The sequence below is a fragment of the Micromonospora sp. NPDC005203 genome, assembly GCF_042872705.1.
In the GTDB taxonomy this organism is placed as follows: Bacteria; Actinomycetota; Actinomycetes; order Mycobacteriales; family Micromonosporaceae; genus Micromonospora.
Window position 1 is genome coordinate 84,301 of record NZ_JBIAKV010000001.1, and the last position, 14,987, is coordinate 99,287.

Below are 14,987 nucleotides of genomic sequence, written 5' to 3' on the forward strand. Positions count from 1 at the left end.
GTGCCGCCCGTGCCGTGCCGCCCGTGCCGTGCCGCCCGTGCCGTGCCGCCCGTGCCGTGCCGCCCGTGCCGTGCCGCCCGTGCCGTGCCGCCCGTGCCGTGCCGCCCGTGATCCACTCGCCCTCATGGAAGTCGCGGTGTCCGTGGCCGTTTGACACCGCGACATCATGAAAGCCGAGTGGATCAAGGCTCGGGCGGTGCGACCTGGTGTCGATGGCGCGCGGACTCCGCCGCCGAGTACCGATTCAGCCCGTCGGAATGGTGGTGGATGGGAAGAGTGCGGCAGTCGGACAGCAAACGCTGCGCATTTTGCTGTTCATTTCTTTCATCGCGGTGACGTACGATTACGACCGTGACCAAGCGGTTGACTGAAGTTGCCAAGAAGGCGGGCGTCAGCGAGGCCACCGTCAGTCGGGTGCTCAACGGCCGTGACGGGGTTTCCGAGGCTACCCGGACCGCCGTGCTGACCGCGCTCGACGTGCTCGGTTACGAGCGGCCGACCAAGCTGCGTGGCGAACGCGCCCGGCTGGTCGGGCTGGTGCTGCCCGAGTTGCAGAACCCGATCTTCCCGGCGTTGGCCGAGGTCGTCACCGGGACCCTCGCCCAGCGGGGCTACACCCCGGCTCTCTGCGCCCGGACCATCGGCGGCGTGTCCGAGATGGACTACGTGGAGATGCTCCTCGACCACCAGGTCTCCGGGGTGATCTTCGCTGGTGGCTCGTACGCGCTCGCCGACGCACGACACGACCACTACCGTCGACTGACCGACCGGGGCCTTCCCGTCGTGCTTGTCAACGCGGGCGTGGACGAGTTGGGGTTCCCACGGGTCTCCACCGACGACGCGGTCGCGGTCGAGCAGGCGTACGGGCACCTGCGTTCGCTCGGGCACGAACGGATCGGGATGGTGCTCGGCCCGGAGGGGCACGTGCCGTCCCGCCGCAAGCTGGACGCGATGATCCAGGCCGCGGGTTGGGACGAGGCCGACGCCGAGTGTGTCGAGCGGTCCAGCTTCTCCATGGAGGGTGCGCGGGTCGCCGCGACGAAACTGGTCGAGCGCGGCGTGACCGGCATCATCTGCGCCAGCGACGTACTGGCGTTGGGCACGATCCGTGCGGCCCGGCGGTTGGGGCGTTCGGTGCCGGCCGACGTGTCGGTGGTGGGCTTCGACGACTCCGCGTTCATGACGTGCACCGACCCGCCGCTGACCACGGTGCGGCAGCCGATCGAGACGATGGGGCAGGCTGCCGTGGACCTGCTGGTCACCCAGATCGAGGGTGCCGGCGTGCTGCACGACGAGTTGCTGTTCGAGCCCGAGTTGGTGGTCCGCGGCTCGACCGCCCCCGCCCCCGGCCGCTAACGACCGCCCTGCCCCGCTGCCCACTCCTGGTCAGCGAACGTTTCACCCGACGCCTTCGGCCGTCGACCGCTCCGGGCGGTCGGCGGCCGTTCTCGTCGCTGTGAACGTCGAGCAGCATCGACCTGTCCGAATGCCCCCTCATAACGGGTCAAAGGCCGGTATTTCTGGCTGCTTTCACGACCTTGCCAACATCTGCCGTAATCACGTCGTGTCCTTTCGGAACAGGGTCGATACCTTGCTGAAATGAGTCCCCCTCGCTACAGTGACTCCACTCACACCTGGCTCCGACGCAGCTACTGGGCGTCAGGTCGTATCACCGCAGATCAGCGAAGGTCATTGGAGTCACCCGTTCCCGAAGGGATGGACAGATGTCCGTACCGCAATACCGAAAGGCTGCGGCGGTTGCGCTCGTGGCCGGCCTGGGGCTCAGCCTCACGGCGTGCTCCACGAAGAGCGACGACAAGGACACGACCGCCGGCGGCAAGGTCACCATCACGGTCGACTGCCAGCCGGTCGGCGCCCAGAAAGAGCTGTTGAAGAACTGGAACGACGACGTCGCCGAGTTCCAGCGGCAGAACCCGGACATCGTCGTCAAGAGCGTCAGCGTCGGGGAGCAGTGCAACAACCCGCCGGACTTCACCGCCCGCCTCGCCGGTGGCACCGTGACCGACGTGTTCTACGGCTACATGACCGACCTCCAGCAGGTGCTGGACTCGGGTCAGGCGATGGACATCACCCAGTACGCCAACAAGGACAACATCTCCACCTGGGACAGCGTCGACCCGGCGCTCAAGGAGGTCTTCACCGACGGCGGCAAGCTCTACGCCGTGCCGGTCAAGAACTACTCGATGGGTCTGGTCTACAACAAGGCCCTGTTCCAGCAGGCCGGGCTCGACGCCAACAACCCGCCGAAGACCTGGGCCGACGTCCGGGCCGCCGCCAAGAAGATCTCCGCACTCGGCAACGGCATCGCGGGCTACTCGGAGTACAGCGCCGGTAACACCGGCGGCTGGCACTTCACCTCCCTGCTCTACTCGCAGGGTGGCCGCGTGCTGACCGAGGACGGCAAGAAGGCCGACTTCAACAACGCCCAGGGCAAGCAGGTCCTGCAGAACATCAAGGACATGCGGTACGGCGACAACAGCATGGGTGCCCGTCAGCTGCTGCAGTGGGGCGACCTGCTGACGAACGCCGGCGCGGGCAAGGTCGGCATGTTCATCGGCGCTCCGGACGCCACCCAGGCGATCGTCACCCAGTTCCAGGGCAAGTTCCAGGACTGGGCGATGAGCCCGCTGCCGGGCCAGGACGGCGCGGCGAAGGGGACGCTCGGTGGCGGCGAGGGCTACTTCTTCAAGAAGGACCTCTCCCCCGAGCAGGTCAAGGCCGGCATGAAGTGGGTCGCGTACCAGAAGCTCACCCCGGGCAAGGGTCAGTTCGACTACGTCCGGGCCAAGCCGCAGAACTACCCGGTGGGTCTGCCCCAGCCGCTGCTCTTCGCCAACGGCACTGAGGCGCAGAAGCAGGAACTGGAACTGCGTAAGGCGAATGCCAACGTCGACACCGCGAACTTCGCGCTCTTCGAGGCCACCCCGGTGCCGATCAAGGGTGAGCCGCGTAACGCACAGGCGGTCTACGCGGTGCTCGACGCTGCGATGTCCGGTGTGCTGACCAACCCGAACGCGAATATCGACGCGCTGCTCAAGACCGCCGAGCAGAAGGTCAACCAGCTCCTCGCCGCGGAGAGCTGACCGATCGTGTGGGGGCCGGGACGCCGAGCCGGCCCCCACGCCATCCGCGGAACATCGTCGACGTCACCGACTCACCCAGGAGTTGCCTTGGCGATCACCACCGTCCCGGAGACCACCAGGAAACCGGGCCGCCCGCCGTCGCCGTACTCGGCGAGGCCGCAGCGCACCAGCCTCGGCCGCAAGGTACGGGACAACCTCACCGGGCACGCGTTCCTGATCGGCGCGGTGCTCTGCTTCGTCGTCTTCTCCTGGTACCCGATGGTCCGCGGCGTCGTGATGAGCTTCCAGCGGACCCGGCGCGGCGAGACGACCTGGGTGGGCTGGGACAACTACTCCCGCATCATCGCCGACCCCAGCTTCTGGACGGCCTGGCAGAACACCTTCTACTTCACGGTGCTCGCGCTCGTCCTCGGGTACGCTGTGCCGTTCTTCGTGGCGGTCCTGCTCAACGAGTTCCGGCACGCCAAGGGGTACCTGCGCATCCTGGTCTACCTGCCGGTGATGCTGCCGCCCGCCTCCGCGCTCTACCTGTTCAAGTTCTACGCGTACGACCCCAGCGAGGCCGGGCTCTTCAACGCGATCCTCAAGGCACTGCACCTGCCCACCTCGCAGTGGATGCAGTCGCCCGACATGACGATGCCGGCGACGGTGATCGCGTCGACCTGGATGAACATGGGCGGCGCGGTGCTCATCTACCTGGCGTCGCTGCAGGGCATCCCCGGCGAGCTCTACGAGGCCGCCGAGCTCGACGGCGCGGGGATCTGGAAGCGGATCCGTCACGTGACGATCCCGCAGACCCGGCTGATCCTCGCGCTCCTGGCGATGATCCAGATCGTCGCCACGATGCAGCTCTTCATCGAGCCCCTGATCCTCGCCAACGGTGCGGGCGCGGAGGACTCCGCGACCACTGTTGCGTACCTCATCTACCAGCACGGGTTCTTCCAGAACGACCTCAACGGCGCCGCCGCACTGGGCGTGATCATGCTCGTGGTGCTGGCCGGCTTCTCCGCCGTGTACCTGCGGCTGAGTGCGAAACAGGACTAGGACGGCGAGGAATGGCACAGGATTCCAGCACCCGGACCCTCATCTCCCATGCCCAGCTCAGTCGGGGGCGCGGCAGGATCATCTACTGGACGCTGCTGGTCGTCGTCGTGGCGGGGTTCACGCTCGTCTTCCTCGGGCCGCTCTACTGGATGGTGACCGGCGCGCTCAAGTCCGGCCAGGAGATCGCGCAGGCCCCACCGACGCTGTTTCCGAAGGACCCTCAGCCGCAGAACTACATCGACGCCTGGAACAACCTGGAACTCGCCAAGCTGCTCTTCAACACGTTCTACTACGCGATCGGCGCGGTGCTGTTCCAACTCGTCCTCGACGCGGCTGCCGCGTACTCGTTGTCCAAGCTTCGGCCGGTCTTCGGCAACGTGATCCTCGCGCTGATGCTGGGGACGCTGATGATTCCAGCGATGGTCCTCATCGTCCCGCAGTACGTAACCGTGATCGACCTGCCGATCGTGCACATCAACCTGCTGGACTCGCCGTTCGCGATCTGGCTGCCCCTGGTGGCTAACGCATTCAACATCTTCCTGTTGAAGCGGTTCTTCGACTCGATTCCGGAGGAGTTGATGGCGGCTGCCCTGGTGGACGGGGCGACATCGCTGCGTACGCTCTGGTCGATCATTCTGCCGATGTCCCGCCCGATCCTGGGCGTCGTCGCGATTCTGGCCATGACGGCGGTCTGGAAGGACTTCCTCTGGCCGAAGCTGGTCATGCCCTCGCCGGAGACCCGGACGGTGAGCGTCGGCATCTACTCCTTCGCGGGCGGAACGCCCGAGAACGTGGTCATCGCCGCGTCGGTCATCGCCGCGATCCCGACAGTTATCGTCTTCCTGATCTTCCAACGCAACATCATGTCCGGTCTGACCACGGGCAGCATCAAGGGATAGCCGGCACCGTAACCTCCCGCGCGGCGAACAACGACAGTTCGCCCGACACAAAACCAGGTCCGGCGAACCCGCCGACGTACTGACGCAGAAAGCAGGTGCTCGTGTCCACAGCTGACAGAAGTCCGTGGTGGCGTGGAGCCGTGATCTACCAGGTGTATCCCCGGAGCTTCGCCGACGGCAACGGCGACGGCATCGGTGACATCGCCGGCATCCGGTCCCGGCTGAACCACCTGTCCGCGCTCGGCGTCGACGCGATCTGGTTCAGCCCCTGGTATCCCTCCCCGATGGCCGACGCCGGCTACGACGTGTCCGACTACCGCGACATCGACCCGGTCTTCGGCAGCCTGGCCGAGGCGGAGGCGCTGATCGCCGAGGCACACGAGTTGGGCATCCGGACCATCGTCGACGTGGTGCCGAACCACTGCTCGGACGCGCACCCCTGGTTCCAGGCGGCGATCGCCGGTGGACCCGGCGCGCCGGAACGGGACCTGTTCTGGTTCCGGCCGGGCCGGGGCCCGAACGGCGACCAGCGGCCCACCGACTGGATCGGCGAGTTCGGCGGCGAGACCTGGACCCGCACCACCAACCCGGACGGCACCCCCGGCGACTGGTACCTGCACCTGTTCGCCCCGCAGCAGCCGGACTTCAACTGGGACCACCCCCGGGTACGCGCGGAGTTCGAGGACATCCTGCGGTTCTGGTTCGACCGGGGCGTGGACGGCATCCGGATCGACTCGGCCGGGCTGCTGGTCAAGGACGGGACGCTGCCCGAGGTGCACCCGGACCAGCAACACCCGTTCCACGACCTCGACGGGGTGCACGAGATCTACCGGGGCTGGCGTCGGGTCGCCGACGAGTACGCCGACCGGGCACTGATCGGCGAGGTGTGGCTGCCGGACCGGCAGCGGTTCGCCAACTACCTGCGCCCGGACGAGCTGCACGCCGCGTTCAACTTCGACTTCCTCGGCTGCGCGTGGGACGCCGCGGCGCTGCGCGAGAGCATCGACGGGACGCTGAGCGCGCACGCGCCGGTCGGGGCGCCGGCCACCTGGGTGCTCTCCAACCACGACGTCACCCGGCACGTCACCCGCTACGGTCGGGCCGACACCCGGTTCAGCTTCGCCGCCAAGCGCGAGGGGACCCCCACCGACCTGGAGTTGGGCACCCGCCGGGCCCGCGCCGCCGCGCTGCTCTCGCTGTCGCTGCCCGGCGCCGCCTACGTCTACCAGGGCGAGGAGCTGGGCCTCTACGAGGTCGAGGACATCCCGTACGCGTTGCGCCAGGACCCGATGTGGGAGCGGTCCGGCCGTGTCGACCCGGGTCGGGACGGTTGCCGCGTACCGCTGCCCTGGGCCGGTGACGAGCCGCCGTTCGAGTTCAGCCCCGACGGCGCGGCGGCGCCCTGGTTGCCCCAGCCGGCCGACTGGAAGGAACGGACGGCCCGCGCGCAGACCGGCGACTCGGCCTCGATGCTGGAGCTGTACCGGGCGGCGATCCAGGCCCGACGGGCCGACCCGGCGCTCGGCGACGGTGAGCTGACCTGGTTGCCCGCCCCGGACGGGGTGCTCGCGTTCAGCCGCGGCGGTGGCTTCAGCTGCCTGGTCAACCTGTCCGCCGAGGCGGTGCCGATGCCAGCACAGGGGGAGTTGTTGCTGGCCAGCGGGCCGCTCGACGACGGGTTGCTGCCGTCGGACACCGCGGTCTGGCTGCGTACCACGGAATCCGCGGACGGACCCGGCCCGACCTGACTCTGCTCGCGGTGGTGCCGGCGGTCCGTCCCGGCCGCCGGCACCACCTCACCCACGGAAAGGAGGACCGGGGGAAACGCGTTCCACCGCACCGACACGGGGGGATCTGGCCTGCCTGACGAAAGGGAGAGCGCAGCTCATGGCCAACCACACCACCGGCACCCCGCACCACCTCCGACACCCGGCCCGCGCAGGGTTGGCCGCCATCGCCGCCACCCTGCTCGCCGCCACAACGGTGACCGCCCTCGCGGTCACCGGCACCGCGACTCCGGCCTCGGCGGCCGGGTTGTCCCCCTTCGACATCTCCGGCCGGGGCGCCACCGTCCCGTTTCTCGAGCAGGAGGCCGAGGAGGCCGCCCACAACGGCTCGAAGATCGGCCCGGACCGGCGCTACGGCACGCTGCCGTCCGAGGCGTCCGGCCGGGAGGCGGTCACCCTCGACGCCGTCGGTGAGTACGTCGAGTTCACCCTCACCGCGCCGGCCAACGCGGTCACCTTCCGGTACAGCCTGCCGGACAGCCCGTCCGGCACCGGCCGGGACGCCGCCATCGACCTGCGGGCCAACGGGTCGCTGCTGAAGTCGGTCCCGGTGACGTCGAGGTACGGCTGGTACTACGGCGGTTACCCGTTCAACAACAACCCGGGCGACACCTTTCCGCACCACTTCTACGACGAGACCCGGGCGATGTTCGGCAGCACCCAGCCGGCCGGCACGAAGATCCGGTTCCAGGTCTCCTCGACCGCCCAGTCGCCCTCGTTCACCATCGACCTGGCCGACTTCGAGCTGGTCGCCCCGGCGATCACCAAGCCCTCCGGTGTGCTCGACGTGGTCACCGACTTCGGCGCGGACCCGAGCGGCGCGACCGACTCGACCGCGAAGTTCCAGGCGGCGGTCGACGCCGGCAAGGCCCAGGGCCGGGCGGTCTGGATCCCGACCGGCACCTTCACCCTCTGGGACCACGTGGTGGTCGACGGGGTGACCCTGCGCGGCGCGGGCCCCTGGTACTCGGTGCTCGGCGGCCGGCACCCCACCGACCGGAACCGGTCCGTCGGCATCTACGGCAAGTACGTCCCCGGTGGCGGCTACACCGGCCCGGTCCGCTCGCACGAGGCGAACGGGCCGAGCCGCAACGTGACGCTGCGGGACTTCGCCATCATCGGCGACATCCGCGAGCGGATCGACGACGACCAGGTCAACGCCCTGGGTGGGGCGATGACCAACTCGGTGGTCGACAACCTGTGGCTGGAGAACACCAAGGTCGGGGCGTGGATGGACGGCCCGATGGACAACTTCACGATCCGCAACAGTCGAATCCTGGACCAGACCGCGGACGGGGTGAACTTCCACACCGGCGTGACCAACTCGACGGTGACGAACACCTTCGTCCGAAACACCGGGGACGACGCGTTGGCGATGTGGGCGCAGAGCGTGCCGAACGTCAACAACTCCTTCACGCACAACACCATCGGCGTGACCCTGCTGGCAAACCACCTGGTCAGCTACGGCGGTCGGGACATCAAGATCACCGACAACGTGACTGCCGACTCGCTCACCAACGGCGGCGGCATCCACGTCGCGAACCGCTATCCGGGTGTGCAGGGCGACACCGCGGTCCGGGGCACCTGGACGATCGCCCGGAACACGTTGATCCGCAACGGCAACTCGGACTACAACTGGAACTTCGGCGTCGGGGCGATCTGGTTCTCCGCACTGAACGAGTCGTTCCAGCAGGCCACCATCAACATCACCGACACCGACATCCTGGACAGCTCGTATGCGGCGCTGCACTGGATCGAGGGCCAGACCAGCGGCATCAACCTGAGCAACGTGCGGATCGACGGCGCCGGCACGTACGCGCTCCAGGTGCAGGCACCCAGCCAGGTGTCCTTCACGAACGTGCGGGCCACCAACATCGCGCAGAGCAACCCGATGCACAACTGCGTGGGCGGTGGCTTCCAGATCACCCAGGGCAGCGGCAACTCCGGCTGGTACACGTCGACTCCGTACTGCGGTCCGTGGCCGAACCCGCAGTGGGGCGGCGGACCCACCACGCCGCCGCCGACCACCCCGGGGCCCACCACGCCGGCACCGACCACCCCGGCGCCGACCACACCGCCGCCCACCAGCGGGGGGAACCTGGCGCTGAACCGGTCGGCGACCGCGACCAGCACCAACCAGAGCTACACGGCGACCAACGTGGTGGACGGCAACGCGGCCAGCTACTGGGAGAGTGCCAACAACGCCTTCCCGCAGTCGGTCACCGTCGACCTGGGCTCGGCCCGATCGGTCGACCGAGTGGTGCTCAAGCTACCCAGCGGTTGGGAGCAACGCACCGAGACGCTGTCGGTGCTCGGCTCCACCGACGGCTCGTCGTACGCCACCCTGGCGTCGTCCGCCGGTCGGGTGTTCGCCCCCGGCTCGGGTAACGCCGTGTCGATCGGTCTGCCCTCCGGTGACCGCCGCTACCTCCGGGTGACGGTCACCGGCAACACCGGCTGGCCGGCCGCGCAACTCTCCGAGGTCGAGGTGTACGGCGGCACCCAGACCACCCCGCCGCCCACCACGGCCCCACCCACCACGGCCCCGCCCACCACGGCCCCACCCACCACGGCTCCACCCACCACGGCCCCACCCACCACGCCGCCGCCCACCACGCCGCCGCCCAGCGGCAACCTGGCGGCCGGGCGGTCGGTCACCGAGACCAGCCACTCCGACGTGTACGCCGCCGCCAACACCGTGGACGGCAACCCGAACACCTACTGGGAGAGCGCCAACAACGCCTTCCCGCAGTCGGTGACGGTGGACCTGGGCACCAACCGGACGGTGTCCCGGGTCGTGCTGAAACTCCCACCGTCGTCGGCCTGGCAGACGCGTACGCAGACGCTGTCGGTGCTCGGCTCCACGAACGGCTCGTCCTTCAGCAGCCTGAAGGCGTCCGCCGGCTACACCTTCAACCCGGCCAGCGGCAACACGGTCACCGCGACCTTCACGGCGACCAGCCAGCGGTACCTGCGGCTGACCGTCACCGGCAACACCGGCTGGCCAGCGGGTCAGCTCAGCGAGTTCGAGGTCTATTCCAGCTAGCCCGGGTCCCCCCGTCCGATCCGGGCGGGGGGCCACCCGATCCGGTGCTCCGGGGCGACGCGGCCCCGGCCCGCCGACCCCGTCCCACCCGCACCGTCCCCCACCTGTCGCGGAACGACGGGCGTACCCCTGCACCCGTCGCCGGGCAACGCACCCGCACCCACCCCCGAAAGAGGTGTAGCGACCCCATGTCCAGTATCGACACCAGACGAGGCACGCCCCCGAGCGGCGCGCCCAATCCCGTCCCCCGCACCGCCCGCAGCCGGCGGCTCCTCGCCGGCGCACTCGCCGGGATGCTCCTCGCCACCGCCCCGGTCGTCACCCCCGCAGCGACCGCGGCACCGGCGGCTGACCCGTCCGCGGCCGCCGCGCGCATGGCGCTGCTCGCCGGGCTCTCGGCCACCATGACCGCCAGCAGCTACAACCAGAACTACGTGGCGGGCAACGCCAACGACGGCAACGCCTCGACCTACTGGGAGAGCAACAACAACGCGTTCCCGCAGTGGATCCAGGCGGACCTGGGCGCCACGGTCAGCGTCGACCGGGTGGTGCTCAAGCTGCCGCCCGCGTCGGACTGGCAGACCCGCACCCAGACGCTGTCGGTGCTCGGCTCCACCAACGGCTCGTCCTTCAGCACCCTGAAGGCGTCCGCCGGCTACACCTTCAACCCGAGCAGCGGCAACACCGCGACCGTCAGCTTCACCGCCGCCAGCACCCGCTACGTACGGGTCCAGGTCACCGGCAACACCGGCTGGCCGGCCGCGCAGCTCTCCGAGGTCGAGGTGTACGGCGCCACCGGCAGCACCGACACCCAGGCTCCCAGCGCCCCCGGCAACCTGGCGTACACCCAGCCCGCCAGTGGGCAGATCCGGCTCACCTGGTCGGCGTCCTCCGACAACGTCGGGGTGGCCGGCTACGACGTGTACGCGGGCGGCGCGCTACGCGGCAGCGTCAACGGCTCGACGCTCACCTACACCGACAGTCAGTCCGACAGCGCCACCGTCTCGTACTACGTGCGGGCCAAGGACGCGGCCGGCAACCAGTCGTCGAACAGCAACACGGTGACCCGGACCGGCACCGGCAACCCGCCGACCGGGAGCAACCTGGCGGTCGGCAAGCCGATCACCGCCTCCGGGTACGTGCACACGTTCGTGGCCACCAACGCCAACGACAACAACGTGGCGACGTACTGGGAGGGCAACGGCAACCCGAGCACGTTGACCGTGCAGCTCGGCGCGAACGCCAGCCTCAGCCAGGTCGTGGTGAAACTGAACCCGGACTCGGCCTGGGGCGCCCGTACGCAGAACATCACCGTGCTCGGTCGGGACCAGGGCTCGTCGTCCTTCACCACTCTGGCCGGTGCGGCGAACTACAGCTTCAACCCGGGCAGCGGCAACACGGTGACCATCCCGGTCTCCGGTGCGGCGGCCGACGTCCGGCTCTCGATCGCCTCGAACACCGGCGCCCCGGCCGGGCAGGTGGCCGAGTTCCAGGTCTTCGGCACCCCCGCGCCGAACCCGGACCTGACCGTGACCGGCATGTCGTTCAGCCCGTCGGCACCCGTGGAGACCAGCACCATCACGCTCTCCGCGACCGTGCGCAACGCGGGCTCGGCGGCCTCCGGCGCGACAGGAGTCAACTTCTACCTGGGCTCCACCCGGGTCGGCACCGCGTCGGTCGGCGGCCTCGCGGCCGGCGCCTCGACCACGGTCAGCGCCAGCATCGGCACCCGGGACGCGGGCAGCTACCCGCTCAGCGCGAAGGTCGACGAGTCGAACACCGTCGTTGAGCAGGACGACACCAACAACAGTTACTCCAACCCCAGCCCGCTGGTGGTCAGCGCGGTCGCCACGTCGGACCTGGTCGCCTCGTCGGTGGCCTGGTCGCCGGGCAACCCGTCGGCCGGCAACACGGTCACCTTCTCGGTGTCGGTGCGCAACGCCGGCACTGTGGCGTCCGCGTCCGGCTCGCACGGCATCACGCTCACCGTGCTCAACGAGTCCGGCACCGTGGTCCGTACCCTGACCGGCTCGTACGCCGGGGTGATCAACGCCGGCGCGACGGTCGGCCCGGTCAACCTGGGCACCTGGACCGCCGCGAACGGCAAGTACACCGTCCGGGTGGTGCTCGCGGCCGACGGCAACGAGCTGCCGGTCAAGCAGGCCAACAACACCAGCGACCGTCCGCTCTTCGTCGGTCGCGGCGCCAACATGCCGTACGACATGTACGAGGCCGAGGACGGCGCGGTCGGCGGCGGCGCCAGCGTCGTCGGGCCGAACCGGGAGGTCGGCGACCTGGCCGGCGAGGCGTCCGGTCGGCGTGCGGTGACCCTCAACTCGACCGGCAGCTACGTCGAGTTCACCACCCGGGCCAGCACCAACACGCTTGTCACCCGCTTCTCCATCCCGGACGCCCCGGGCGGCGGTGGGATCAACTCCACGCTGAACGTCTACGTCAACGGCACGTTCCACAAGGCCATCGACCTGACGTCCCGGTACGCCTGGCTCTACGGCAACGAGACCAGCCCGGGCAACTCGCCGAGCGCGGGCGGGCCACGGCACATCTACGACGAAGCCAACGTCATGCTCAACTCGACGGTCCCGGCCGGCAGCAAGATCCGCCTACAGAAGGACTCGGCCAACACCACCAACTACGCGATCGACTTCATCAACACCGAGCAGGTGTCGCCGATCGCCAACCCGGACCCGGCGCGCTACACCACGCCGACCGGCTTCACCCACTCCGACGTGCAGAACGCCCTGGACCGGGTGCGGATGGACACCACCGGCAATCTGGTCGGGGTGTACCTGCCGGCCGGTAACTACTCCACCTCGTCGAAGTTCCAGGTGTACGGCAAGGCGGTCCAGGTGACCGGTGCCGGCCCCTGGTACACCCGGTTCAACGCCCCGTCGGGCCAGGACAACACCGACATCGGCTTCCGGGCCGAGAACTCGGCGGCGAACTCGTCCTTCAAGAACTTCGCCTACTTCGGCAACTACACCTCGCGGATCGACGGTCCGGGCAAGGTGTTCGACTTCTCCAACGTGTCGAACATCGTGATCGACAACATCTGGAACGAGCACATGGTGTGCCTCTACTGGGGCGCGAACACCGACTACATGACGATCAAGAATTCCCGGATCCGCAACATGTTCGCCGACGGCATCAACATGACCAACGGGAGCACCAACAACCTGGTCAGCAACAACGACGCCCGGGCCACCGGCGACGACAGCTTCGCGCTGTTCTCGGCCATCGACGCGGGCGGCGCCGACATGAGGGACAACGTCTACGAGAACCTGACCTCGACCCTCACCTGGCGGGCCGCCGGTGTGGCCGTCTACGGCGGCTACGGCAACACGTTCCGCAACATCTACATCGCGGACACGTTGGTCTACTCCGGCATCACCATCAGCTCGCTCGACTTCGGCTACCCGATGAACGGCTTCGGTGCCAGCCCGCCGACGAAGTTCGAGAACATCTCGATCGTGCGGGCCGGCGGGCACTTCTGGGGTGGGCAGACCTTCCCGGCCATCTGGGTCTTCTCCGCCTCGAAGGTGTTCCAGGGCATCCGGGTCAGCGATGTCGACATCGTCGATCCGACCTACAGCGGCATCATGTTCCAGACCAACTACGTCGGCGGGCAGCCGCAGAACCCGATCACCGACACGGTCTTCACGAACGTCTCGATCAGCGGGGCGCGCAAGAGTGGTGACGCCTACGACGCCAAGTCCGGCTTCGCCATCTGGGCCAACCCGATGCCGGAGGCCGGGCAGGGGCCGGCCGTCGGGTCGGTCACCTTCACCAACCTGCGGCTGAGCAACAACGCGGTGGACATCCAGAACCCCACGACGACCTTCACCATCAACCGCAACTGATCCAGCCGGCACCGGATGCCGCCGGGAGGTTAACCCCTCCCGGCGGCATCGTGCCGTGCCGACCCGCACCGGCCGCGAACCGGGCCGCGCCGGCCGCCGCGTCCGTGGCCGGCGAATCCATCCCGTACGCCAGCTCGGACGCCAGCGCCAGCGCCTCCGGCCCAGGCCGTCCGGCACCGACCAGCACCCCACCCCACCCCCACCCCCACCCCACCCTCCCCGTCGATCTTGCACTTTCGGTCGCCGTTTCGCGGCCTGTGTCACGAGTTGTCGGGTCAGGAAGTGCAAGATCGGCGGGGTGGGTGGGCGGCAGATTTGTCGTTGACGACCGGTTTGCGACGGCGATCGCCGGGAAGTCGGTACTCGTGCGAGCACTTTTGACGAAAGTTGAGCAGGACTCCCGGCTGGACCGCGCGGGTGACCGGTTGCAGAAGGTCGTCCTGGGGACGCTGCGTCCGCGGCGGCTGCGGGACCTGCTGCACGGGGTGACCCTCGGGCATCCACTGCACCCGGCGATGGTGCAGGTGCCGGTCGGCGCGTGGATCAGCGCCGCCGTGCTGGACCTCATGCCCGGACAACGTCGACCCGCCACCGTGCTCGTCGGCCTGGGCACGGTCAGCGCGGTGCCGGCGGCGGTCGCCGGACTGAACGACTGGGCCGCACTCGCCCGGGACCAGCGCCGGGTCGGCCTCGTGCACGCCGCCGCCAACACCGTCGGCCTGACGCTGTACGCCGGCTCGCTGGCCGCACGGCTGTCCGGTCGGCACGGCATCGGCCGCGCGCTCGGGTTCCTCGGGCTCTCGACCGTGAGCCTCGGGGCGTACGTCGGGGGTCACCTCGCGTACAAGCAGGGGGCGCAGGTCAACCAGAGCGTCTCCGAGCTGCATCGGATGACCGACGGCTGGCACTCGCTCGCCGACATGGCGACGTTGCCGCAGCGCACCCTGATCACCCGAGAGGTGGACGACGACATCTCGGTGATCCTCTACCGCCACGGTGACGAGGTGACCGTGATGTTGGAGCGTTGCCCGCACCAGAGCGGGCCGCTCGGCGAGGGCGAGGTGCAGGAGATCGACGGCCACGCCTGCGTTGTCTGCCCGTGGCACGGCAGCGCGTTCCGGCTCAACGGTGGCGAGGTCATGCAGGGTCCTTCTGGCAACGACCAGCAGATCCTGCCCACCCGGATCCAGAACGGCGTGCTCCAGACCCGCCTGCCCTGACCGGCGTCT

The 14,987-nt window shown here is 68.9% G+C and carries 8 protein-coding genes; all 8 read left to right on the forward strand.

From position 1 onward, the window contains the following. Nucleotides 1-351 precede the first annotated feature (351 nt). The 8 genes from ACFYPM_RS00445 to ACFYPM_RS00480 all read left to right on the forward strand — a co-directional run bounded on the left by ACFYPM_RS00445 (nt 352) and on the right by ACFYPM_RS00480 (nt 14,978). Nucleotides 352-1,356: a LacI family DNA-binding transcriptional regulator gene (locus ACFYPM_RS00445; protein ID WP_357243619.1), complete on the forward strand. Its 1,005-nt coding sequence runs from the start codon at nt 352-354 to the stop codon at nt 1,354-1,356. Nucleotides 1,357-1,724: 368 nt separating this feature from the next. Continuing rightward, nucleotides 1,725-3,104: an ABC transporter substrate-binding protein gene (locus ACFYPM_RS00450; RefSeq protein ID WP_387189653.1), complete on the forward strand. Its 1,380-nt coding sequence runs from the start codon at nt 1,725-1,727 to the stop codon at nt 3,102-3,104. Nucleotides 3,105-3,191: 87 nt separating this feature from the next. Next, nucleotides 3,192-4,148 carry a carbohydrate ABC transporter permease gene (locus ACFYPM_RS00455; protein WP_387189656.1) on the forward strand — a complete coding sequence of 319 codons (957 nt, stop codon included), beginning with the start codon at nt 3,192-3,194 and terminating at the stop codon, nt 4,146-4,148. Nucleotides 4,149-4,159: 11 nt separating this feature from the next. Then, nucleotides 4,160-5,047, forward strand: coding sequence for a carbohydrate ABC transporter permease (locus ACFYPM_RS00460; RefSeq protein ID WP_387189658.1), 888 nt, complete (start codon nt 4,160-4,162; stop codon nt 5,045-5,047). A 140-nt stretch (nt 5,048-5,187) separates the two neighbouring features. Continuing rightward, nucleotides 5,188-6,795 (forward strand): glycoside hydrolase family 13 protein, encoded by a 1,608-nt coding sequence (locus ACFYPM_RS00465; RefSeq protein ID WP_387189660.1) that lies wholly within the window; start codon nt 5,188-5,190, stop codon nt 6,793-6,795. A 139-nt stretch (nt 6,796-6,934) separates the two neighbouring features. After that, nucleotides 6,935-9,880, forward strand: coding sequence for a discoidin domain-containing protein (locus tag ACFYPM_RS00470; RefSeq protein WP_387189662.1), 2,946 nt, complete (start codon nt 6,935-6,937; stop codon nt 9,878-9,880). A gap of 188 nt (nt 9,881-10,068) precedes the next feature. After that, on the forward strand, nt 10,069-13,758 hold the full coding sequence (locus ACFYPM_RS00475) for a discoidin domain-containing protein (protein WP_387189665.1): 3,690 nt from the start codon (nt 10,069-10,071) through the stop codon (nt 13,756-13,758). A 365-nt stretch (nt 13,759-14,123) separates the two neighbouring features. Then, complete coding sequence (locus ACFYPM_RS00480; RefSeq protein ID WP_387189667.1) at nt 14,124-14,978, forward strand: DUF2231 domain-containing protein; 855 nt, start codon at nt 14,124-14,126, stop codon at nt 14,976-14,978. The last annotated feature ends 9 nt before the right edge of the window (nt 14,979-14,987 follow it).

Bases quoted from the DNA above. Each gene is read 5' to 3' on its own strand.
- ACFYPM_RS00450 (WP_387189653.1), top strand. From the start codon at position 1,725: ATGTCCGTACCGCAATACCGAAAGGCTGCGGCGGTTGCGCTCGTGGCC.
- ACFYPM_RS00475 (WP_387189665.1), top strand. From the start codon at position 10,069: ATGTCCAGTATCGACACCAGACGAGGCACGCCCCCGAGCGGCGCGCCC.
- ACFYPM_RS00470 (WP_387189662.1), top strand. From the start codon at position 6,935: ATGGCCAACCACACCACCGGCACCCCGCACCACCTCCGACACCCGGCC.
- ACFYPM_RS00460 (WP_387189658.1), top strand. From the start codon at position 4,160: ATGGCACAGGATTCCAGCACCCGGACCCTCATCTCCCATGCCCAGCTC.